Source organism: Pseudomonas sp. PGPR N4 (assembly GCF_059693665.1).
Window position 1 is genome coordinate 295950 of sequence record NZ_JCAUKV010000004.1, and the last position, 21186, is coordinate 317135.

16 protein-coding genes and 1 tRNA gene are annotated in these 21186 nt (G+C 63.7%); 6 read left to right on the forward strand and 11 right to left on the reverse strand.

All coding sequences use genetic code 11. The features are described 5' to 3' along the window. Window positions 1-16: 16 nt before the first annotated feature. The 7 genes from AC58X1_RS18070 to AC58X1_RS18100 all read right to left on the reverse strand — a co-directional run bounded on the left by AC58X1_RS18070 (window position 17) and on the right by AC58X1_RS18100 (window position 11480). Complete coding sequence (locus tag AC58X1_RS18070) at window positions 17-535, reverse strand: toxin-activating lysine-acyltransferase (RefSeq protein ID WP_101322589.1); 519 nt, start codon at window positions 533-535, stop codon at window positions 17-19. Between the two features lie 10 nt (window positions 536-545). Beyond that, entirely contained in the window at window positions 546-2294 is a 1749-nt protein-coding gene (locus AC58X1_RS18075; protein WP_259076653.1) for a ShlB/FhaC/HecB family hemolysin secretion/activation protein, read from the reverse strand. 189 nt (window positions 2295-2483) lie between these two features. Further along, a complete protein-coding gene (locus tag AC58X1_RS18080) occupies window positions 2484-3767 on the reverse strand; it encodes a response regulator (RefSeq protein ID WP_220632772.1) in 1284 nt (427 codons plus the stop codon). Window positions 3768-4084: 317 nt separating this feature from the next. Further along, window positions 4085-5365 carry a 4-aminobutyrate--2-oxoglutarate transaminase gene (gabT, locus tag AC58X1_RS18085; protein WP_101322592.1) on the reverse strand — a complete coding sequence of 427 codons (1281 nt, stop codon included), beginning with the start codon at window positions 5363-5365 and terminating at the stop codon, window positions 4085-4087. A 177-nt stretch (window positions 5366-5542) separates the two neighbouring features. Then, window positions 5543-6985, reverse strand: a complete 1443-nt coding sequence (gabD, locus tag AC58X1_RS18090) for an NADP-dependent succinate-semialdehyde dehydrogenase (RefSeq protein ID WP_101322593.1) — start codon at window positions 6983-6985, stop codon at window positions 5543-5545. Between the two features lie 428 nt (window positions 6986-7413). Beyond that, window positions 7414-9090, reverse strand: coding sequence for an aryl-sulfate sulfotransferase (locus tag AC58X1_RS18095; RefSeq protein ID WP_497429263.1), 1677 nt, complete (start codon window positions 9088-9090; stop codon window positions 7414-7416). A gap of 17 nt (window positions 9091-9107) precedes the next feature. Beyond that, window positions 9108-11480 carry a TonB-dependent receptor gene (locus AC58X1_RS18100; RefSeq protein ID WP_412072372.1) on the reverse strand — a complete coding sequence of 791 codons (2373 nt, stop codon included), beginning with the start codon at window positions 11478-11480 and terminating at the stop codon, window positions 9108-9110. Between the two features lie 156 nt (window positions 11481-11636). On the opposite strand from AC58X1_RS18100, the gene AC58X1_RS18105 reads away from it, so the two are divergent. Continuing rightward, a complete protein-coding gene (locus tag AC58X1_RS18105) occupies window positions 11637-12551 on the forward strand; it encodes a LysR family transcriptional regulator (protein ID WP_101322596.1) in 915 nt (304 codons plus the stop codon). Window positions 12552-12684: 133 nt separating this feature from the next. Here AC58X1_RS18105 and AC58X1_RS18110 read toward each other — a convergent pair whose 3' ends face one another. Further along, window positions 12685-13590: a TauD/TfdA dioxygenase family protein gene (locus tag AC58X1_RS18110; protein WP_150573567.1), complete on the reverse strand. Its 906-nt coding sequence runs from the start codon at window positions 13588-13590 to the stop codon at window positions 12685-12687. A gap of 41 nt (window positions 13591-13631) precedes the next feature. Further along, entirely contained in the window at window positions 13632-14684 is a 1053-nt protein-coding gene (locus tag AC58X1_RS18115; protein WP_497429264.1) for an ABC transporter substrate-binding protein, read from the reverse strand. Window positions 14685-15048: 364 nt separating this feature from the next. Here AC58X1_RS18115 and AC58X1_RS18120 point away from each other — a divergent pair, with 364 nt between their 5' ends. From AC58X1_RS18120 to AC58X1_RS18135, 4 genes are all read left to right on the forward strand, one after another. Beyond that, on the forward strand, window positions 15049-16587 hold the full coding sequence (locus tag AC58X1_RS18120) for an ABC transporter permease (RefSeq protein WP_497429265.1): 1539 nt from the start codon (window positions 15049-15051) through the stop codon (window positions 16585-16587). Next, complete coding sequence (locus AC58X1_RS18125) at window positions 16584-17447, forward strand: ABC transporter ATP-binding protein (RefSeq protein WP_101322600.1); 864 nt, start codon at window positions 16584-16586, stop codon at window positions 17445-17447. Before AC58X1_RS18120 ends, AC58X1_RS18125 begins: the two co-directional genes overlap by 4 nt. Window positions 17448-17566: 119 nt before the next feature. After that, window positions 17567-17643 (forward strand) — tRNA-Arg (locus AC58X1_RS18130). A 97-nt stretch (window positions 17644-17740) separates the two neighbouring features. Beyond that, a complete protein-coding gene (locus AC58X1_RS18135) occupies window positions 17741-17968 on the forward strand; it encodes a hypothetical protein (RefSeq protein ID WP_497429266.1) in 228 nt (75 codons plus the stop codon). A 17-nt stretch (window positions 17969-17985) separates the two neighbouring features. Here AC58X1_RS18135 and AC58X1_RS18140 read toward each other — a convergent pair whose 3' ends face one another. Next, entirely contained in the window at window positions 17986-18564 is a 579-nt protein-coding gene (locus AC58X1_RS18140) for an LppP/LprE family lipoprotein (protein WP_101322602.1), read from the reverse strand. 35 nt (window positions 18565-18599) lie between these two features. Beyond that, window positions 18600-19505: a hypothetical protein gene (locus AC58X1_RS18145; RefSeq protein ID WP_497429267.1), complete on the reverse strand. Its 906-nt coding sequence runs from the start codon at window positions 19503-19505 to the stop codon at window positions 18600-18602. A 210-nt stretch (window positions 19506-19715) separates the two neighbouring features. Here AC58X1_RS18145 and AC58X1_RS18150 point away from each other — a divergent pair, with 210 nt between their 5' ends. After that, window positions 19716-21173 carry an SrfA family protein gene (locus tag AC58X1_RS18150; protein WP_497429268.1) on the forward strand — a complete coding sequence of 486 codons (1458 nt, stop codon included), beginning with the start codon at window positions 19716-19718 and terminating at the stop codon, window positions 21171-21173. Window positions 21174-21186 lie beyond the last annotated feature (13 nt).

The window sequence follows — 21186 nt, forward strand, 5'->3', positions numbered from 1 at the left end:
TGCAAATCCCTTTGCGTCAGGCGTCGGTGGCCAATGGGTGAGCGGCAAACCAGGCGCGCGCCTGCTCCGGGATCACCCCGATGCCATGAAAAGTGTTGACCCTGAGCCCTTGCTCTTCGCCGCGGTGGTGCAACGCACGCGCGCAACGGTCAGTGAACAGGCGCCGCGCCAGCAGGCGGCTGAGGGCGACGCTGTGGCCGAACGGGGTGACCCAGTCGTTGATCCACATGCGCTCGCCGCTGCACCAGTCGGCTTCGTCCAGCTCGATCGGTGAGCGGGTCAGGTAGCGCTGTTCGGCGGCCTCGCTGAGGTTCAGCCAAGAGACGAAAAACACCGGGCGACCGCCCTCGCTGCCCAGCACGAACTGGCGGTGTTTGAGCGCCGGCAACAGCAGGCTGGCGAGGCTGTGCAACGGGGCGTCGCGGTGGGCCGTGGAGTGCATCCACAGCCAGGTCGCAGCGCCCAGCGCGGTGGCTTCGTTCCACGGTTCGTCGATCAGGCCTGGGGCGGTGATGTCGAAGGTGTCGATGCGCATGGCAGCCTCCTCAGAACGACAGCGCGACGGTAAACGCGCTGGTGAAGTTGGCGGTTTCAAAGCCATCGGGCTTTTTCAACGGCGTACCCCACGACCAGTCGTAGGAGAGGTTGCGATAACCGCCGCGCACACCGACCACGGCACCGGCCAGGCGTCGGCCGATCAGGTAGTCGGCGGAGTTGCCGCCGACTTCGCCGTAGTCGACCCCGGCGTACAGCTCCTGGCCGCTGCTGCCCAGGGCCAGGCCGAGTTCGTTGCTCAAGGTCCAGCCGCGGTCGGCCGAGAGGATGTTCTCGCCATCGAAACCACGCACCGAATAGCGCGTGCCGATGCTGAAGCGGTCTTGCGGGACCAGTTCGGTGCGGTTCCACTGCGCGCGCCAGCCGCCGATGTAGCGCAGGCGCTGGCCATAGGCGTCGAACGGCACTTGCAGCTGGGCGTCGGCCTGGATGATTTTCGAGCGGGCGGTGCCGTCGCCGAAGGCTTCTTCCGGCGCCTCCAAGGCGCTGTGGGCGCCGGTGCCACGGCGGTAGCTCAGGCCAAGATCAAGGGTCGAAGCGCCGATGAACTCACGATGACCAATGCCCGCCTGCCAACCGGCCATGCGCCGGTGTTGCTGGAGCAGTTCGGTGTCGTCGATGAAGTTTTCCGAAGAGCGCGTCCACAGGCTGCCCCACATCGTGGTCTTGCGCACCGCATCGCGGTACACCAGGCGCGACAGGCGCAGCTCGTTGTTGCGGCTTTCGCCGCGGTAGAGGAAGTCCTGGTTAACCCCGGCCACCGTCTGGTGGTAGTCGTACTCGCTGCTGGTGAACGCCAGTTGCCAGTACCCGAACGGCAGCGAGTAATGCAGGGTGTGACCTTTCGAGCCTTTGTCGCCGGAGGTGCCGCCGCCCAGGTCGTGGTTGAAGCTGGCGTAGAACAGGTCATTGAGCGACAGCGGGTTGTCCAGCGACAGCGCCACGGCGCCCTGGTATTTGCCGGTGGTCTTGCTGCCGCTGTTGTCCACCGACAGGCTCAGGCGCGCCGGGAAGCGCTGGCGCCAGGCAATGATCACGTCGCTCTCGCCCGGCTTGGCGGTGCTGCTGGCAGCAGGCGCGATGCGGATATCGGCTTCGGCAGTGGGCACCCGCTTGAAGTTTTCCAGCGCTTGTTCGATGTCGCGCAGGTTGAGCAGATCGCCAGGCTTGGCCGGCATCGCGTTCCAGGCGTTGGCGCGCCCGCTGGTGCCCTCGGCAAAGCGCACCTGGCCGATGCGGCCGGGCAGCAGGGTCAGCACCAGAATGCCGCTGTTGAGGTCTTGCGCTTCGGCCAGGACACGGGTGGTGACGTAGCCCTTGGCGATGATCGCGTTCTGCATGCGCTTCATCGTCAGGTTGATGCCGGCACCGCCCAGGCACTGGCCCAGCGCTGGGTCGCCGCTGGGGTTGGCGGCCTGCAGCGCCCACTGGAACTGCTCGGCAGCCTCGCCAATCAGGCGGATATCGTTGATCTTGAAGCAGGGTTTTTCATCACGCGGCAGGCGTGCCTGGGCCTCGGCCACAGGTGCAGCTTCCAGGCGCACGTCGGGGCGGGTGTCGAGTTGCTCGCGCAGGATTCGCTCGCGCTCGCGTTGGCGCAATTCTTCATCGGCAACGGCTGCCGAAGCTGACTGGCTGACCACCAGACCTGCCAGCAGCAGGCATAGTGGAGGAACAAGCGAGGCGAATGAGCGGGCGACAGCAACAGTCACCGCGCCGCGTTGCGCGAGTGGAGGCATGACACGTCCTTGTGAACCGGAAACGGGTAAAGGCTTGGGACAGGGGATGTCCTGCAGGCCTGAAATCGAACGGTCTGACGTGTCATTCGCAGAAAAGTTGCGTGATGAAGTAGGAAAAATCAGCACAGCAGAGCGATTTGTGAAACAAATCGCACTCTGAGCGTCGGGTTTTGTCGCGCGGCCCTGTAGTTACTCTTTGCTGACCGTGGGTGATTCATCGGTCGAAGGCGGCTCGCTGGCGGCAGCCTCCTGGCCTGGCGCGGCGTCGACTCTGCGCAGTCGATTCAGCTCTGGCAGGCCGAGTTTCAACAACCGTGCAGTCTTGTTGCTGGCGACCTTTTCCAGGCCTTGATCTGCCGGCACCCGCGCCAGCTGCCCGGCCAGGCTCATGGCCAGAATCTCCCGCGAGTAGACCCCGCCACCCAGGGCATACACCGCCGCAATCAGCTCGCGCAGCGGCAGTGGCAAGCGCCAGCGGGTGCGCAGCGCCGAGCCGAATGGGGCGCCGAATTCGTTGAGCGACAGTTGCACCTGATCCTCATCCAGCTCACCGCCGGCCAGGCGCCACTCCTGCAGGCAACGCAGCACCGCTAGGTCGCCCAGACAATGCAGCAGGCCGGCGCAGTAGCAACGACCTTCATCAACTTCAAGCATGCGCGCCAGGGTGCGGCCGTACTCTGCGGTGTGCAGCGACAAGTCCCAGTAGTGCGCGGCATGCCGGGCCAGCAGCGGGTCGCTCAGCCGCGCGCTGCGCTTGAGGGTCAGGCCGAGCACCAGGTTCATGCTCTGGGTGCTGCCGAGTTTGTTCAGCGCCTGCAGCAAAGTCTGCGCCGGGGCATCGCTGTGCATCGCCGCGCTGTTGGCGGCGGCGATCAATACCGCGGTGATCTGCGGGTCGCTGCGCACCTCTTCTTCAAGCACGCGCAGGTCCAGCCCTTGCGGATTGAGCGCACGCTTGATGGCTTGCTCGACGTCGGCCAAAAGCGGCCCACCGTCGGCACTGGCGCGGCGCTGCTCAAGATACGCCGGCAGCTTGGCTCCGGGGCTGAGCGGCGGCACCGGGCAGGCGATCTCCTCGCCGGCGCTGGTCAGCAGCACTTCGAGGCGCTTGCGCAGTTTGTCGATGTTGAGCGGTTTGCTCAGGTATTCAGTGGGTTGCAACGGCAGCACTTCACGCACGCTGGCGCTGTCGCTGCGGTTGCTCAGCAAAATGAACGGCAGGCTCGGCGTCTGGCTCTTGCCACGCACTCTGCGCAGCAGGTCGAGGCCGTCAATGTCACCCACCAACTCACGGTCGGCGATGATCAGGTCAGGCTTGCTGGCCAGTGCCGCCAGCGCCTGGGCACCGTCGGCGCAGATCTGCAGGCGGGCGTCGCAGCGCACGCTTAGCAGGGTTTCGCGCAGCATGTCGCGCACCCATGGGTCGCCTTCGGCAATCAAAACGCAAGGCGCGGTGGGGTTTGCAACGCTCATGGGCTACTCCTGAGTAATCGTGTCACGCAATCCGTTGCAGCTTCCAAAACAGGTCCGTGAGGCTAACGATAGCGTCTAGCCCAGCGGATAGGCATTTTTTTTGGCCTTGGGCTGCTTGCGCAGTACCACTGTAGGAGCGGCCTTGTGTCGCGAAAGGGCTGCGTAGCTGGCCCGGCGATGTCCGCGGCGAAGCTGCAATCTGGGGCCGCTACGCAGCCCTTTCGCGACACAAGGCCGCTCCTACAGGGGGGCGTGTTGGCCTGGGGAGGGGCATAAAAAAACCCGCCTAGGCGGGTTTTTTTCTGACGCGGGTCACATTACGCGAGTTCAGCGAAGCACTCTTCGATGATCGCCAGGCCCTTGTCGAGCAGCGCGTCTTCGGCGGTCAGCGGCACCAGGATGCGCAGGACGTTGCCGTAAGTACCGCACGACAGCAGGATCAGGCCCTTGTCGCGCGCCTTGGCCACGACCTGGTTGACTGCTGCAGCGTTTGGCGTGTGCGAGCCAGCGGCGTCGAACACTTCAACTGCAATCATCGAACCCAGTGCACGCACATCACCGATGATCGGGTGCTTGGCCTGGATCTGGCGCAGGCCAGCGACCAGGTGCTCGCCAACAGCCTTGCTGCGGTCGAGCAGTTTTTCTTCTTCGAACACCTGGATCACGGCCAGGGCCGCGGCGCAGGCGATCGGCGAACCGGCGTAGGTGCCGCCCAGGCCGCCTGGAGCGATGGCGTCCATGTACTCGGCCTTGCCGCACACACCGGCCAGCGGGAAGCCGCCAGCGATGGATTTGGCGAAGGTGGTCAGGTCAGGCGCAACGCCCATCTGTTCCATGGCGAAGAAGGTGCCAGTACGGCCAGCGCCGGTCTGCACTTCGTCGGCGATCAGCAGGATGCCGTGCTGGTCGCACAGGGCACGCAGGCGCTGCATGAACGGCTTGGTCACCGGGATGAAACCACCTTCGCCCTGAACTGGCTCGATGATGATTGCAGCGATGTCTTTTGGCTCGGCGTCGTTCTTGAAGATGCGTTCGATGGAAGCGATCGAGTCGTCGATGCTCACGCCGTGCAGCTCGTTCGGGAAGATCGCGCGGAAGATGCCGCCTGGCATCAGGCCCATGCCGGCCGAGTACGGTACGACTTTACCGGTCAGACCCAGGGTCATCATGGTACGGCCGTGGTAGCCGCCGGTGAAGGCGATCACGCCAGCACGGCCAGTGGCAGCGCGGGCGATCTTGACGGCGTTTTCAACCGCTTCGGAGCCGGTGGTGACCAGCAGGGTCTTCTTGTCGAAGTCGCCTGGGACCAGCTCGTTGATTTTTTCGCACAACTCGACGTAAGGCTCGTAGGCCAGCACCTGGAAGCAGGTGTGGCTGACCTTGGTCAGCTGGTGCTGAACAGCGGCAACCACTTTCGGGTGCAGGTGGCCGGTGTTGAGTACGGCGATGCCGCCGGCGAAGTCGATCAGTTCGCGGCCTTCAACGTCGATCACGGTAGCGTTCTTCGCGGTGTCGACGAAGATCGGGTGGATCTGGCCAACGCCACGTGGGACGGCGGCGACACGACGTTGCATCAAGGATTCGTTGGTCTTGCTCATAGTGCCCTCAATTGCGCCGACTGATAGCGGCGCTTGGGGGTGGCTGGGTCTGTTCGCGATCAGTATTCGTTGATCGACTGGCGCGAGCGCCCGGGCCACCAGGTCCTGCAATATAAAAAGACCAGCGAGACGTCGCTCTCGCGCCCCGCTGGCAGAGGTAAAAACCTTGCTACTGGATCAGACGCTGATGCACAGGTACTTGATTTCGAGGTAGTCCTCGATGCCGTACTTGGAACCTTCGCGGCCCAGGCCCGAGGCCTTGATGCCGCCGAATGGCGCAACTTCGTTGGAGATCAAGCCGGTGTTGATGCCGACCATGCCGTATTCCAGCGCTTCGGCAACACGGAACACACGGCTCATGTCGCGGGCGTAGAAGTACGAGGCCAGGCCGAATTCGGTGTCGTTGGACATGGCGATGACTTCTGCTTCGTCTTTGAAGCGGAACAGCGGCGCCAGTGGGCCGAAGGTCTCTTCCTTGGCTACGGCCGCAGTTTTCGGCACGTCGACGAGGATGGTCGGTTCGAAGAAGTTGCCTTCGATCAGCTTGCCGCCGGAAAGGATCTTGGCGCCTTTGCTGACTGCGTCCTGGATGTGCTCCTGAACCTTGGCTACAGCCTTGCCGTCGATCAGCGGGCCGGTGGTGGTGCCGTCTTCCAGGCCGTTACCGATCTTGAGCTTGGCCACAGCGGCCTTGAGCTTCTCGGCGAACGCGTCGTAGACACCGTCCTGCACGTAGATACGGTTGGCGCAGACGCAGGTCTGGCCGTTGTTGCGGTACTTGGAGATGATCGCGCCTTCGACTGCCTTGTCCAGGTCAGCGTCGTCGAACACGATGAACGGAGCGTTGCCACCCAGCTCCAGCGAGACTTTTTTGATGTCCTTGGCGCATTCCTGCATCAACTGACGGCCGATTTCGGTCGAGCCGGTGAAGGACAGCTTGCGCACGATCGAGTTGCCGGTCAGCTCGGTGCCGATGTCGCCGGCGCTGCCGGTGACGACGCTGAACACGCCAGCCGGGATGCCGGCGCGGGTGGCCAGCTCGGCCAGGGCCAGAGCGGAATACGGGGTCTGCGAAGCAGGCTTGAGCACCATGGTGCAGCCAGCGGCCAGGGCCGGGCCGGCTTTACGGGTGATCATCGCGGCCGGGAAGTTCCACGGGGTGATGGCCGCGGTAACGCCGATTGGCTGCTTGATGACGATCAGGCGCTTGTCTGGCTGATGGCCCGGGATGGTGTCGCCATAGACGCGCTTGGCTTCTTCGGCGAACCACTCGATGAACGAGGCGGCGTAGGCGATTTCGCCCTTGGCTTCAGCCAGCGGCTTGCCTTGCTCGGTGGTCATCAGGCGAGCCAGGTCGTCCTGGTTCTCGATCATCAGCTCGAACCAGCGACGCAGCTTGTTCGAACGCTCTTTGGCAGTCAGGGCACGCCAGGCCGGCAGGGCCTTGTCGGCAGCTTCGATGGCGCGGCGGGTTTCAGCGGCGCCCATCTTTGGCACGGTGCCGATGACTTCACCGGTAGCCGGGTTGGTCACCTGGATGGTCTGGCCGTTGTCCGCATCCAGCCATTCACCGTTGACGAAGGCTTGCTGGCGGAACAACTGAGCGTCTTTGAGCTGCATGTCGGCTTCCCTTGAGCACCGTGAGCGCACGGAGCGAGTTATTGATTGTTGAACACGCACCCCAACACGGAAAACGGCCGTTACGGGGCTTGAGCGTTTGAAATCTCAAACGAATCGTAAGGGTCTGTTGGGTCTTGGACAATAGGCTGTTCGAAAAAAAGAACGAGTGGTTGAACACCTCGTCCGATTTTCGCCAGCCTTGCGTGGCCCGCGCAGGGCCCGACAACAGTAGCCCCGTGCGTCGTGAAAGGCCAGCGACGCTGGCGCGGCGGATATTTGGGGAATGGCGCAGTCTTGCTGTAGGAGCGGCCTTGTGTCGCGAAAGGCCCGCAAAGCGGGCCCGGCGATGTCAGCGGCGGAGTTGGTAATGTGGGGCCGCTGCGCGGCCCTTCGCGGGTGAACCCGCTCCCACAGGTACTTGTACGCTTTTAGAATGCCTTGTCGAGTTCGATGACCAGCGCGCGGTAGCCGACGCTGCCCGGTTGGCGGCTATTCACTTTCAGCTCGACCAGCACCTCTTGCGTGCCGCGGCGCACTTCGTTGAGGGTGGTGGTGGTGAGTTTGTCCTTGGTGAGGAAGCCGACCGAGGCCGAGTAGATGAACTGGGTGTCGGTTTCCGGGCGGTAGGCGACCACCGAGGTGACCGGGCTGTACCACTCGTCTCCGCGCTCCTTGCCGTATTCCCAGACCTGCTCGACAGTGCCTTTGGCTTCATCGATACGGTATTCGACGGCGCGGCTGTAGTTGCCGCTGAGTTTGGTCGCGGCAAAGTCGCGGCCCCAGCCATTATCGAACACAGTCAGCGTGCCTTTGCCGGTGAGCCAGGCGGTGTGCTGGGTCCACGACCAGTCGAAGCCTTCGCTGGCGATCGGCGTCAGCACCTTGTCGCGCAGGCGCTGCGGCCAGCCCTGCGGTGAGGCCAGAATCCACTTCACCTGCTTGTCGCGACCGATCTTAACCACGCCTTGGTGGCGTGCTGAAATGATAATGCTGTCGTCATCTGCGTCGTAGTCGATGGCATTGACGTGGGCCCAGTTGCGCCCGGTGCCGACTCCGGGGATGTCGCCGAACGGCAGGTCGCCCTCGGCCAGTTCATTGGCCAGGTTGCTGTCCTGCCGAGCCACGCCGGCGGGTAATTGCACGGCGGCCTTGCCGAGGGTTTCCAGCAGGTCGCCGCGATACGGGTCGAGGATCTGGTTGAGGTCCCAGAACTCCAGCACATCGCCGGCTTCGTTGACCTCGATGATGTGGTCGCGCACCGAGCGCACGCGCTTGCCGTCAGGGCGGCGATAGTCGCTGGTGCCGACCCGCAGCAGGTAGGTGCCATGGGGTGTTTCGCGAATCTCATGGGAGAAGTCGGCGAACTTGTCCGGCAGGTTGCGCTGCCACACCTGACGGCCGAGCAGGTCGTATTTGGAGTAGGTCTGGCCCTGGCCCCAGATCAGTTTGCCGTCGCGGGTCTGCTGGAAGCCCATGGTCCCGCCGAGGCCATCGCGGCGGTTAGAGTCGTGGATCTGTTCGATGTCCAGATACCAGCGCACGTCGCCATTGCTGTCGGCGATCCAGTTGTTGCCGACCTGATCCCACTCGGCAGCGCCGCCCAGGGCATTCCACTTCAGGGCACGGCCACCGGGGATATCGCCGAGCAGGTGGTTGAACAGGTACAGGCGCTGTTCGAAGCCCGGCGCGACCTTTACCGGTACTACTTCAGGCAGGGCGGCGGTCTGCTTGGCCACCACCGGCAGGCGCACGGCCGGGGCGTAGATCTGGTACTGCTCGCGGATGCGCTCGCCATCAAGCTTGTAACTGACCTCGACCTGGTTGACGTGGTCCGGGTACAGGCCAAACACCGGGATGCCGCCGTAGGTCCACAGCGAGCGGTCGCTGACGTCGTAGCTGATATCCACGCCGCGCTCGCCACGGCCGCGCACGCGCACATGGACGGCGCTGATCGCACGGCCGCCATCGCGGATGATCGCGGTCAGCGGCGCCAGCCGGTACGGGTTGACCACCACGTCGCCGAGCAGCGCTTCGTCACGGTCGGGGACCTTGGCAGTCAGGCAGGCGCCTTCGGGCAGGTCGAGGGTTTCGGTCTTGGCATTCATGGCAAAGCTCCTTGTACTTAGAAGTCGTAACGGGCGGTGGCACCGAAGGTGCGTGGGGTGCCGAGCACGCCGGCATAACCGCCGTTGGCGGAGTTCCACAGGCTGGTGAAGTAGGTTTTGTCGCCGGCGTTTTTCACCCACAGCGACAGGTCGACGACGCCGTCGCCTTGGTCCAGGCGCACGCCGGTAGAGAGGTTGACCAGCGCGTAGCTGGGGATCTGGCCGAAGTCGGAGTCATCGATGGTGCCCACCGCCCGCGAGCGGAAGGCGTAGCTGGCGGTGACGTAAGGCTCAATGCGATCAGTCAGCTGCCATTTGTATTGGCCGTTGAAGTTGGCGATGTACTTGGAGGCGCCGACCACTTGATGGCCAGACAAGTCGCAGGTGGCGGTGGCATTGGCCAGGCTCACTTCCGGCGGGCATGGCGCGTCCTTGTAGTCGGTGTAGCGCACGTCGTTCCACGAGCCGTTGAAATTCAGGGTGAGGCCCTGGATCGGCAGCGCCGTGGCTTCGAACTCGACCCCGCGCGAACGCACGCTGCCGGCGTTGGCCAGGTACTGCACGCGGTTGACCTGGTCGTAGACGTTGGCCTGGTAGCCATGCACCTGGGCCCAGAACAGGTTGCTGTTGAGCTGAAGGCGGTTGTCGAACAGGGTGGTCTTGAGCCCGACTTCGGCGTTGTTGACCCGCTCGGTACCGACCAGCAACGAGTCGGTGCCCAGCCTTGGCGCGGCGCCGACGGTAAGGTTGACCCCGCCGGATTTCTCGCCGTGGGTGAGGCTGGCGTAGCCGAGCACGGCATCGCTGAAGCGGTAGCTCAGGCTGAGCAGGCCGGTCGGGCTGAAGCTGTACTGATTGAGGTCGCCCGAGTCGTAGGCGCCGACCCGGCCATTGCGCGCCGCAGCGGCCGCACCGGTAACCGCCGCGCCACCGCTGGGCGCAGCGCGGTCGACCCAGGCGCTTTTCTCTTCATAGGTGCCGCGTACGCCGGCGGTGAAGTCGAGGCGGTCGGTCAGGTGCCAGGTGCCCTGGGCGAACAGCGCGTAACTGTCGGTATCGATGTGGCCGTTGCCGATCGTGGTGACGTTGGCCAGCGCGCCCGCCGGGGTGGCGTTCCAGATGTCCGCCTGCGGGCCGTAATAGTTGAACGATTTGTTGTCCAGGTCCTGCTTGAAGTAGTAGGCACCGAGCACGTAATCGAAGAAGCCGCCGGTCGGCGAGGCCAGGCGAATTTCCTGCGAGTACTGCTTGTCGCGCACCGACACGCCGGCGTTGTAGCTGGCCGCCACGTTGAGGCCGTCGTCGTTGCGCGGGGTGAAGTCCCACCAGCGGTAGGCGCTGATCGAGGTCAGGGTGAAGTCGTTGGGCAGGGTCCAGTTGGCCTCGACCGAGGTGCCGCCCTGGAACACCGTTACCTGCTGATCGGAGTCGAAGTTGACCTTGCGGTCCTTGCCCGACACCAGCGTCGCACCGGCCTGGTTGGCCAGGCTTTCATAGCGGTTGACCCCATTGATGGTCGGGCCGGTGCTGTACAGGCTGAGGATGCCGTTGTTGGAGTCCTCTTCGTTGTACTCGCCGATCCAGCGCAGGTTGAACGCCTCGTTGGGCTTGAACAGCAACTGGGTACGAAAGCCCTGACGCTTGCCACCATTGAGGTCATCGCCGTTGTACACGTTCTTCACATAGCCGTCGTCTTCGGTGCGGTAAGCGCTGATGCGCCCGGCCAGGGTGTCGCTGAGCGGGCCGGAGTAGCTGGCCTGGGTCTGCCAGTAGCCATCTTCGGCCAGCGAGGTCTGCACGCTGCCCTCTGTATGGAAGGTAGGTTTGCGCGTGGTGATGTTGAGCACGCCAGCGGTGGTGTTCTTGCCGAACAAGGTACCTTGCGGGCCGCGCAGCACTTCCAGTTGCTCGACGTCGAGCAGGTCGAATACGGCCATGCCCGGGCGGCCGAGGTAGACGTTGTCCAGATAGATGCCGACGCTGCCTTCGAGGCCATCGCTGGCCGGGTTGTTGCCCAGGCCTCGGATGGAAATGCTCGACTGGCGTGCATGCACGTAGGAGACGTTGGTACTCGGTACCAGCTGTTGCAGATCCTGCACGCGGTAGATGCGCTGGGTTTCGAGGGTTTCGCTGCTGAGCACACTGATCGGGGTCGGCACGCTTTGCGCGGTTTCTTCGCGGCGGCGGGCGTTGACCGTGACCGTACCGAGTTGGGCACCCGCCTGCACCGCGGGCGTGGCGCTGACGGGTTGGTCAGCAAAACTGCTGTTGGCCGCCGCAAGCAACACCCCGGCGGCAAGCGGCTGCAGGGCAAACAGTGTGGCCCGGGCGGGCCAGCGGGAAAGTCGAGACATACGGGTGCTCCTAGAGGCGTGGGCCTTGGCGAGCATTTCCGTTGGCGGAACCGAATCGCGGTCTGGCAGGCTTATATTCTTATTGGGTCTATAAATATGTTTAATTCATATTTTGTGGAATAAGTAACACCCTTTATAAGGTTCACAACCCTTCCTGCCAATTGCATTTCACCGAAAGTTTCCATGTAGAAAATGCATATAGATCTGCGCCAACTGCGCCACTTCATCGCCCTGGTCGAGCACCGCAGTTTCGTTGCTGCGGCCGTTGCCGTGAGCCTGTCGCAATCGGCCTTCAGCCGCAGCATTCAGACCCTCGAGCACAACGTCGGCTGTCGCCTGATCGACCGCGCCAGCAAGGAGCTGGCACCGACCCGGCAGGGTTTGCTGGTGCTGGAGCACGCGCGTCGGCTGGTGCATGGCGCGCACAACCTGGCCAACGAGATCAACCAGTTCAACGGCGCGACGACCGGCCTGGTGCGCTTCGGCTCAGGGCCGGCGCCGGCCGGCGGGTTGGTACCGCGGGCGGTGGCGCGGTTCGTTGCCGAATACCCGGCGGCGCGCACCTGTTTTCAGGTGGATAACTGGCAGGCGCTGAACCGCCGGTTGATGGCCGAAGAGATCGAGTTCTTTGTCGCCGACACGCGTCAGTTCGAAGCCGACCCGGACTACCGCGTGCACAAGCTGACGCCGCAGCGCTGGCACTTCTGCTGCCGCGCCGGGCATCCACTCACGGCTCAAGCCGAGGTGCGCGCGCGGGACCTGTTCGACTATCCGCTGGCGACCACCTTCCGCCCGCCGAACATCCGCAAGATCCTCAGCGACCTCAGTGGCCGGCAAGATTTTTTGCCCAGCGTCGAGTGTGAGCATGGTTACGCGCTACTCAATGTGGTCGCGCACTCGGACACCATCGGCATCGCCTGCAGCGCCAATCTGCGGCCGTATCAGGGGGAAGGTGGGCTGGTGGCGCTGGAGCTGGTTGACCTCAGCCAGGAGCAGGAAGATGAGTGCTATACACGGTATGGCGTGGTTAGCCGAGTGGGGTATGGTTTGTCGCCGTTGGCGCAGGGGTTGGTCAGGCAGTTGCTTGCCTGTGATAGCGAGACTTGAGTGTTTCAGGTCGATCTTGGGGCCGTTTCACGGCCTTCGCGGGTGAACCCGCTCCCACAGATTTCGGCGGCGCTGCAGAATCCTGTGGGAGCGGGTTCACCCGCGAAGGGCCGCAAAGCGGCCCCCGGCCATATCAGCCCTTGCGAGTAGTGCGGCTCAACTGGCCATCAACCCCCACCGGCACTTCGCCGGCCAAGGTCACCCGGCGCACGATGCGCGGCTGGGTGCCGTAGTCGTCCAGCGCGTAGTGCTGGGTGGCGCGGTTGTCCCAGATCGCCACATCGCCGACCTGCCAGCGCCAGCGCACAGTGTTTTCCAGGCGAGTGACATGCCCTTGCAACACAGCGAACAGGTGCGCCGAATCGGCCTGTGAATAACCTTTGATGCGTTTGACGAACTGGCCCAGTTGCAGCACGCGCTCGCCACTGATGGGGTGCACACGCACCACCGGGTGTTCGGTCTCGTAAACGGTCGAGGTGAACACCTTGCGGTGGCGCTCGAGCTTCTCCGGGCTGACATCCGGCTTGGCCGTGGCATAGTCGTATTCGTTGCTGTGCACGGCCCAGAGCTTGTCGGCCAGCTCCCTTAGCGGCTCAGGCAGCTCGCGGTAGGCGGCTGCGGTATTGGCCCAGACAGTATCGCCGCCCGAGGCCGGAGCGACCACGCTGCGCAGGATCGAAGCTTTCGGGTAGGCATCGACGAAGGTCACGTCGGTGTGCCAGGCATTGGCCCGCTGGCCTTCGGCGCCGTCGAGCTGGAACAGGTAATGGCTGCCGTCGAGTACTGGCACGGTCGGGTGTGCGACTGGTTCGCCGAGGCGCTTGGCAAAGGCTTCCTGGGCGGCATCGTCGAGGTGATGCTGGGCGCGGAAGAAGATCACTTTGTGTTCCACCAGGGCAGCCTGGATGGCATCGATGCTGGCGGCGTCCAGTTCGGCCGACAGCGCGATGCCGCGAATCTCGGCGCCGATGCGGCCGCCAATCGGCAGGATTTCCAGTGCAGCGGTGTGTGGCGCGGTAGCCAGTGCGGCGTTGCTCATAGCGGTGGTCCTCACGGTCATATGACGGGCGTTGTGATGATTCAGCGGGCGGCCTGGGTGGCCTGGGTCTGTTCCAGGGCAGCGTCGAGGAAGCGTGGCTCGATCCATTCGGAGACCTGGAAGCCACGGCGGATCAGGCGCTCTTTGGCAGCCAGATCGACGCCTTGCTGGAGCAAGCCGACAAACTCGGCATCCAGCCGTGGATCGAAGTACTCGGAGAGGTTTTCGTCAGCCAGGTCGCCTTCCAGAATCACCCGCGGATAATTGGCAGTGGTGGCCACCAGCTCGATGTAGGCCTGGCGGTTGTGCTCGTCGCGCAGCCATTGGCTGGCCTGCTCCTGGGCCTTGACCAAACGTGCAGTCAGCTCGGGGTGCTGACGGATGAATTCGCCGGTGCCCAGCAGCACCGCCTGGGTGCTGCCGGCGCCCTTGAGGTCGCGTGAGCTGACCGGCAGCTCGACCAGCCCGCGCTCACGCAGCGAGAGCAGATTGGTCAGGCCCCAGGTGGCGTCGATCTGCTTGGCGGCGATGGCGGCATTGGCGGCGTTGAAATCCAGGTTGATCACTTTCAGGTCGCGTTCGGACAAGCCCTGGCTGGCCAACGCGCTGGCGAACGACAGCTGGTTGGCCGTGCCGCGGAACACCGCCACGCGCTTGCCCTTGAGGTCGGCCAGGGTCTTGATGCCCGAGCCCGGCACCACGCCGAGGTAACTCTTGACCCCCCGCACGCCAGCCGACAGCACCCGCGTATCGAGGCCGTTGGCCTTGCCGATGATCGCTGCCAGGTCGCCGAGGTAGGCGAAGTCGGCCTGGCCGTTGGCCAGCGCTTCGTTGATCACCGGGCCGGCGCCCTTGAAGAAGTGCCAGTCGATTTTGATGCCGTCTTTGGCGAATTCCTTTTCCAGCAGTTGCTGGCTGCGCAGCACGTCGACCACGCCACCGGCGCTGGGCTTGCTGCCGGCGCTGAGGTCGGGCACGGCGATACGGATGCTGTCGACTTCGGCGGCCTGAGTAGTCAGGCCGAAGCCGCTCAGCAGGCCGGCCAGCACGGTCGGGGCGAAGCGGGTGAGTAGGTGACGTAGTGGGGTTTTCATGGCACGGCTCCTTGGCAGGCTGCCACCGGCTAGGGCCGGCGCTTTGGGCAGAAGCTAGGCAAGGATTGTTAGAAGTAACAAAGACTGAATGTGCATGTTTTAGTAACTAAAAGGCATAAATCAGCGTTGGCGGGGTGTATCGCCGGGGTTGCGGAACGTGCATTAGAAATATGAGTAGAACGCATTGCCTAGGGGGTTCTCGATGCGTGGTCTGCATGCTCTTATGTCTTGAAATTATCTATGCGTAATTTTTTATTCTTTTATTGAATATGTTAATTGCGGTTTGTTGGAGGGCGCGATGGGCGACATTTTGCGACAGGGACGGGGATTGCTGGGGCTGCTGCGCAACCCTGTTGCGTCCGGCATGGCGCCCCGACATGACCGCTCCGGCCAAGGGTGGCTGGCCTGGATAGTGCCAGTGGGTTTGGCGTTGTTGTGGGTGGTGGCCAGCCGTTGGCATTGGATGAGCGAGCAGATTCTGCCGGGGCCGGCGCTGGTTTGGCAGAGTGCGCTGGAGTTTGGCAGTGCCGAGCTTTGGGGGCACCTGTGGATAAGTTTGCAGCGGCTGCTTTACGGGTTGCTCGCGGGGATTGCCGGCGGATTGCTGCTGGGGACTTGGCTCGGGGCTTCGCGCAGGGCGCAGACGTTGGTGATGCCGACGTTCATCGCACTGGCACAGATCCCGACGCTGGCCTGGATCCCGCTGTTCATGCTGTTTTTCGGCATCGGCGAGCTGCTCAAGCTGGTGGTGCTGATCAAGGCGGTAGTGGTGCCGGTGACCTTGCACACGCTGGTGGGCGTGCGCGATGCACAACCCAAACTGCGGGAAGCCGCAGCGACCTTGCGCCTGCCGGCACATTTGCTGTTCCGTCGGCTGCTGTTGCCGGCTGCCCTGCCGTCGTTTCTGGCGGGAGTGCGGCTGGCGCTGGCGACAGGCTGGACCTCGCTGCTGGCCGTCGAGCTGCTGGCCTCCAGCGAGGGCATCGGCTACCTGATGGTGTGGGGTCGGCAGCTGTTCATGCTCGATCTGGTATTCCTCTGCATCGTACTGATCGGCGCGGTCGGGTTCTTGATGGACCGCGGTTTCAGCAGCCTGGAGCGGCGCCTGCTGTTCTGGCCGCAAGCGGCTACCGGCGAGCAAGGCCGGGCGCAGTTACCACGGGCCTGGCAAGGCTTGTTGTTGCCGCTGGGCCTGCTGGCGCTGTGGCAGGCGGCCAGCAGCTTTGGCTGGGTCGACGACAATATTCTTACTTCGCCACTGGGCGTACTGGCCAGCCTGCAGGCAGGCATCGCCGATGGCTCGCTGCTGGAGGCGCTGCGCTTGAGTCTGCAGCGGGCACTGAGCGGACTGCTGCTGGGCGGCGGTGCAGGCTTTGCGCTGGGGGTGCTGCTGGGCTTGTCGAAACCCGCCGAACGAACCTTCGGCCCGACCCTGTCAGCCCTGCGCCAGGTGGCGATCTTTGCCTGGGTGCCATTGCTCACCGCGTGGTTCGGCCTGGGCGAAGCGGCCAAGCTGGTGTTTGTCGGCCTGGCGGCGTTCTTCCCGCTGTTCATTGCAACCCAGCGCGGCATCGCCAGCCTGTCGCCGCAGTTGGGAGAGGCTGCCCAAGTGATGGGCCTGAACCTGCCCAAACGCTTGCGCTTGCTGATTTTGCCCGGCGCTGCCCCCGCAATATTTGCCGGCCTGCGCCTGTCGCTGATCTATGCCTGGCTGGGCACCATCGGCGCGGAATACTTCATGCCGTCCGATGGCGGTATCGCCAGCCTGATGCTCGGCGCACAGCAGCTGTTCCGCATGGACCAGGTGATGGCGGCGATGGTCCTGATCGGCCTGATCGGCGCCCTGCTCGGCAACCTTGGACAACGCCTCGAATCGCGCGCCACGCGCTGGAGAACTGCATGAACGCCTTCAACACCTCGACCCTGCACGCCGCCAATCAAGCCGACACCACGCCAGCGCTGGTGAGCTTCGAGCAAGTCGGCAAAACCTTTACCGTCGATGGCCAGGCCTTCGAGGCCATCAACAACTTTAATCTGGCCATCAACGAAGGCGAGTTCATTGCCATCGTCGGCGCCTCCGGGTGCGGCAAGTCGACCTTGCTGCGGCTGTTGGTGGGCCTGGATACCGACTACAGCGGCAGTATTCACGTCGATGGCAAGCCGGTGCAGGGCATCGGCGGCGAACGCGGCATTGTCTTTCAGGAGCACCGGCTGTTTCCGTGGCTGACGGTCGAGCAGAACATCGGCCTGGGGCTGGTCAACGAGAAACTGAGCCAGGGCGAACGCGCCCGCCGTGTGCATGAGTTCGTGCAGTTGGTGGGTCTGGTTGGCTTCGAGACGGCGTATCCGCATCAGCTGTCTGGCGGCATGGCCCAGCGTGTGGCAATCGCCCGAGGGCTGGTCGCCAGCCCGCGCATCCTGCTTCTGGACGAGCCGTTTGGCGCACTCGACGCCTTGACCCGACAGCAGTTGCAGGACGAACTGCTGGCGATCCGCGAGCGCTCCGGCATCACCACCTTGCTGGTCACCCACGATGCCGAAGAGGCCACCTATCTGGCGGATCGGGTGGTGGTGCTGGAGCCGCGCCCCGGGCGGATCAAGGCGGTGGTCGAGATAGACCTGCCGCACCCGCGCCAGCGCACCGGGGTGGCGCTGCATGGTTTGCGCGAGCGGGTACTGCATCAGATCACCGGCGACGGCGGTTACTTCAAGCCCGCGTCACAGCGAGTGGAGGGCTTGCGCCCGGAGTTGATTGCCTTGTGAGGTAAGCACCGCTCCGACATTCGTGCCCGTAGTGCCGCTGGGCGTGTTTCACAACGAAAACGGCTACAGATCAAGGCGATGGACGCGCTAGGCCAAGATGGGTATCATTGCGCCGCGTTGCACTCGTAGCTCAGCTGGATAGAGTACTGCCCTCCGAAGGCAGGGGTCGTGGGTTCGAATCCCGCCGAGTGCGCCATATCAAGAAAAAGCCCTGGGACTTGTCCCGGGGCTTTTTCGTTTGTGCGGACCTCACCTGCCAAGCAGCGACAAGCCCATTGCAGGGGCGAACCTGGTTGATGTGGCCTGAGGGCGGCCCGTACCGGCAGTCGCTGCAACGCTGGCTGACGCCGCACGGGCTAGAGGTAAACATCAACAGCATTGCCAGCTACGGCATCAGCGGCTTCAGCTTCGCCGACCTGGCGCCAATGCAGAACTACTTCATCTGCAACAAGCACACTGGCAGCCACCCTGCCAAAGACAGCTTTGCGGCGCTGCTTGGCGCTGAATATCACTTAGCTTGAGCGAAGCGCACCAAGCGTCAACCCGCTGACTTAACCGTATCCGGCAGCTCGGCAAAGGCTGCACCATTCCACTGATACTTGACCACACTCTCCTGGCTCGGGCAGCAGCGTGGATCTTCGTCGCTGTGAGTCAACACGGTCACGCCGATCAGGTTCGGGCCGAGCAGCTGCAGGTCGGTGGCGCCGCCGAGGATGGTCTTGCCTTTGGCGCTCCAGCTGTTGCCATCACGGTACAGCGCCGCAAGGGTCTGGAACGAGCCATTGCCACCGCCCTGGCCTTCGATGGTGTAAAGCACCACGGCATCTTCGACGCCATCACCATCGAGATCCACTTCCAGTACCTGACGGCCTTCGTCGTACTCACTGCCGCCGTCGGTTGCGATTTCGTCCGCGACCATCTGGTCGATGGCGGCCTTTAGCGCCGCTTCATCGGCTTCTGCCGTTTGTACGCTCGGCTGCGCTGGCGCAGCGGCTGCAGTGCTCTGCCCTGATGCCTGCGCATCGGGCTTGAGCGCAGCCTGCTTGGACTCGTTCCCCGCATCGCAACCTACCAAGGCCAGGATGCCAATCGTTGCTACAGCCAATTTCAGCTTCATGCCGTTTTCCTTGTGTGACGAGCCACCTCGGCCAATCAATTCTGCTCTGCCTCGATCACTTGCCCATTACGGCGGTCGCCGTGCACTGCCATGTAGCGCACCAGTTGACCAATCCGCAGGTCGAGTGCCTGCAACAGCCGGTGGCGGGTGTCGTTGACTTCACGTTGATTGAAGAACCCCGGCGCCTGGGTGTAGAGGTCGAACGCTTGGTTGATCTGCGCCGGGGTGAGGACGGTGAAGTTTTCCCCGGCATTGTGGTTGTACAGCGCGACCAGGGTGCCGTTCTGGTTGCCGGCGTTATGCACGAACAGCAGGCTGACGTGCTGGCCGGGGCGGATGCGCACCTGGGTATTGTTGAGCTGGAAGCACGACTCTTTGCCGTTTTCCAGGCGCACCCAGAACTCATGCTCCTGCACGTTGTGGGTGCTCACCTGCATGCTCGACGAACTGCTGCCAGTCGAGCCGGTGCCCTGCCACATCGTGCCGCCAGTGGTGCGGTGCGAGTGGTAGGCGTCGAGGTGGGTCTGGTTGCGCTTCTGGCTGTCGAGCACTTCGCCATTGAAGACAAAGAACCCCAACTGGCGCTCGAAGTGGTTGAACGGCTCTTCGATGAAGTTGACGTCGTCGGGCGCCAGGGTGATGTCGTACATGGTGCGGATCATTTCGGCGCGAGCGGCCTTGTCGCGCTTGGCCTGCTCTTGCAACTGGGCGCGGCGCAGCTTGGCGTCGTCGATGGCCTTGAGCGCCTGGGCCTTGAGAATCGGGGTTTTCTCCTGGGCGTAGACGGTGGCCTTGTCGCTGGCCTGCTTGAGGATCGGCGCAGCTTTTTGCCCGGCCTCGACAGCCAGGTCACGGGCTTTGTCCAGCGCCTGGGCGGCTTTGGCAGCCAGCTCGGGGTTGGCGTCGTAGGCCTTTTTCTTCAGGTCATCCCAGAGACTCATCGTGGTCACGCTCCATTGTGCAAGGGCAGATCAGCCGGTACCGCTGAACGGGTGCGGGCAGTTTAACCGCAAGCCGGGGCAATGACGTCAAAAAGCCATCTAACTTAAATTGACGGCTAAATGGCTTTGCAAGTAGTGTTGCGCGGTTATTCAGTATCAAGGTGTGATTACTGAAACGGATCGATACAAGACTAGGTAGGGTCTACAAGGATGCGCGGAGTATTGCTACGCAGTGGTAAGAGTGAAGACTTTACCGCGTTGGGAGAGACTGGCCAGCCGGTCTATCGTGCCGCTTTGCAGCTGCGCGAGGCGATCCGCCGCAAGTACCCGGAGCATCCGCACCTGGTCGAGCACCTGGCCATCCCGCAGCCGGACGCCCTGGGCAGCACCCTTGACTGGTACAGCGAGCGCCCGGGCGATGTGATCCCGTGGAGCAGCGCTACCGAAGAAGAGCGAGCGCCTGCCCGAGCCCAGCTCGAAGTGCTGCAGCTGCGCATCAACGATCTGAGCAACAGTATGCTCGGCCTGGATGCCAACGGTGCGCCGTTGCCCGGTGCCCGTAATGCCGTGCAGGGCGACAATACGGTGTTCGGCAAGCTGCTGACCTGTGTGGTGCCGTTTCCCGACGAAAACTTCGTGTATCTGGTGGATGGCCGCCCGGTCCTGACCTTCTGGGGCTTTATCCATGCCGGCGCCGAGCGCAGCCGCCAGCCCTTGCATTGCCTGTATCCGCGTGCTGCCAAAGCCGCCGAGCCAGTGATCGCACCGCCGCCCGTGCCACCGATTGCTCCTGCGCCAGTACCGCCGGTTGCGCCGCCAGTGCCGGTTGCCGCCGCGCCGTGGTGGCGCCGGCTGGGTTGGTGGTGGCTGCTTCCATTTTTGCTGCTGTTGCTGCTGCTGTTCGGCCTGCGCAGCTGCTGGCCGGGCCTGAATGTGCCGGGCCTGCAGCTGCCTGACCCGAATCCGAAAGCGCCGGTGATCGACACTGGAACTCACAGCGGCAGCGGCACTGGCAACCTGGGTACTGGCACCGGTCAAGTGCCGGGCACCGGTGCTGGCCTGCCAGACGCTGGCGGCACTGGCCCAGGGGCCGGCAACCCAGATGCAACGCCACCTGCACCCGAGCCAACACCTGAACCGCCAGTGCCGGGCGAGACCACCGCGCCTGAGCCTGAGCCTGCGCCTGAGCCTGAACCCGCCCCAGCGCCAGCGCCGGAACCTGCGCCTGCACCCGAGCCAGGCCCGAGCACGACGCCACCCGAACTGCCAACAGAACCCCCTGCGCCCGCTCCCCAGGCGAACCTGCTCAGCATTCCGCCTGACGCCGCCGAAGGCACCGCCAGCTTCCTCAATGGCGACTGGGCCGGTGCCGGCATCCAGGAAGTCGGCACCAGCAAGCCGCTGCGCCTGAAGTACGACTTCAAGGACGGCAAAGGCAATGCCACCGTCAGCCGCTCCGATGGCGTGCGCTGCCAGGCACCGGTTTCGGCGGCCATGAATCAAGGTCAGCTGTCGATCACCAGTGCCGGCCAAGCCGCCTGTGCTGACGGCAGCAGCTACGACCTGCCCCAGGTCAATTGCAAGCCAGGCGCATCCGGCCCCGCTGACTGCGCCGGCAACTATGGCGCCGACGCCTTCCCGATGCTGATGAAACAAGCCGGCCAATAATACGAGACGCAGA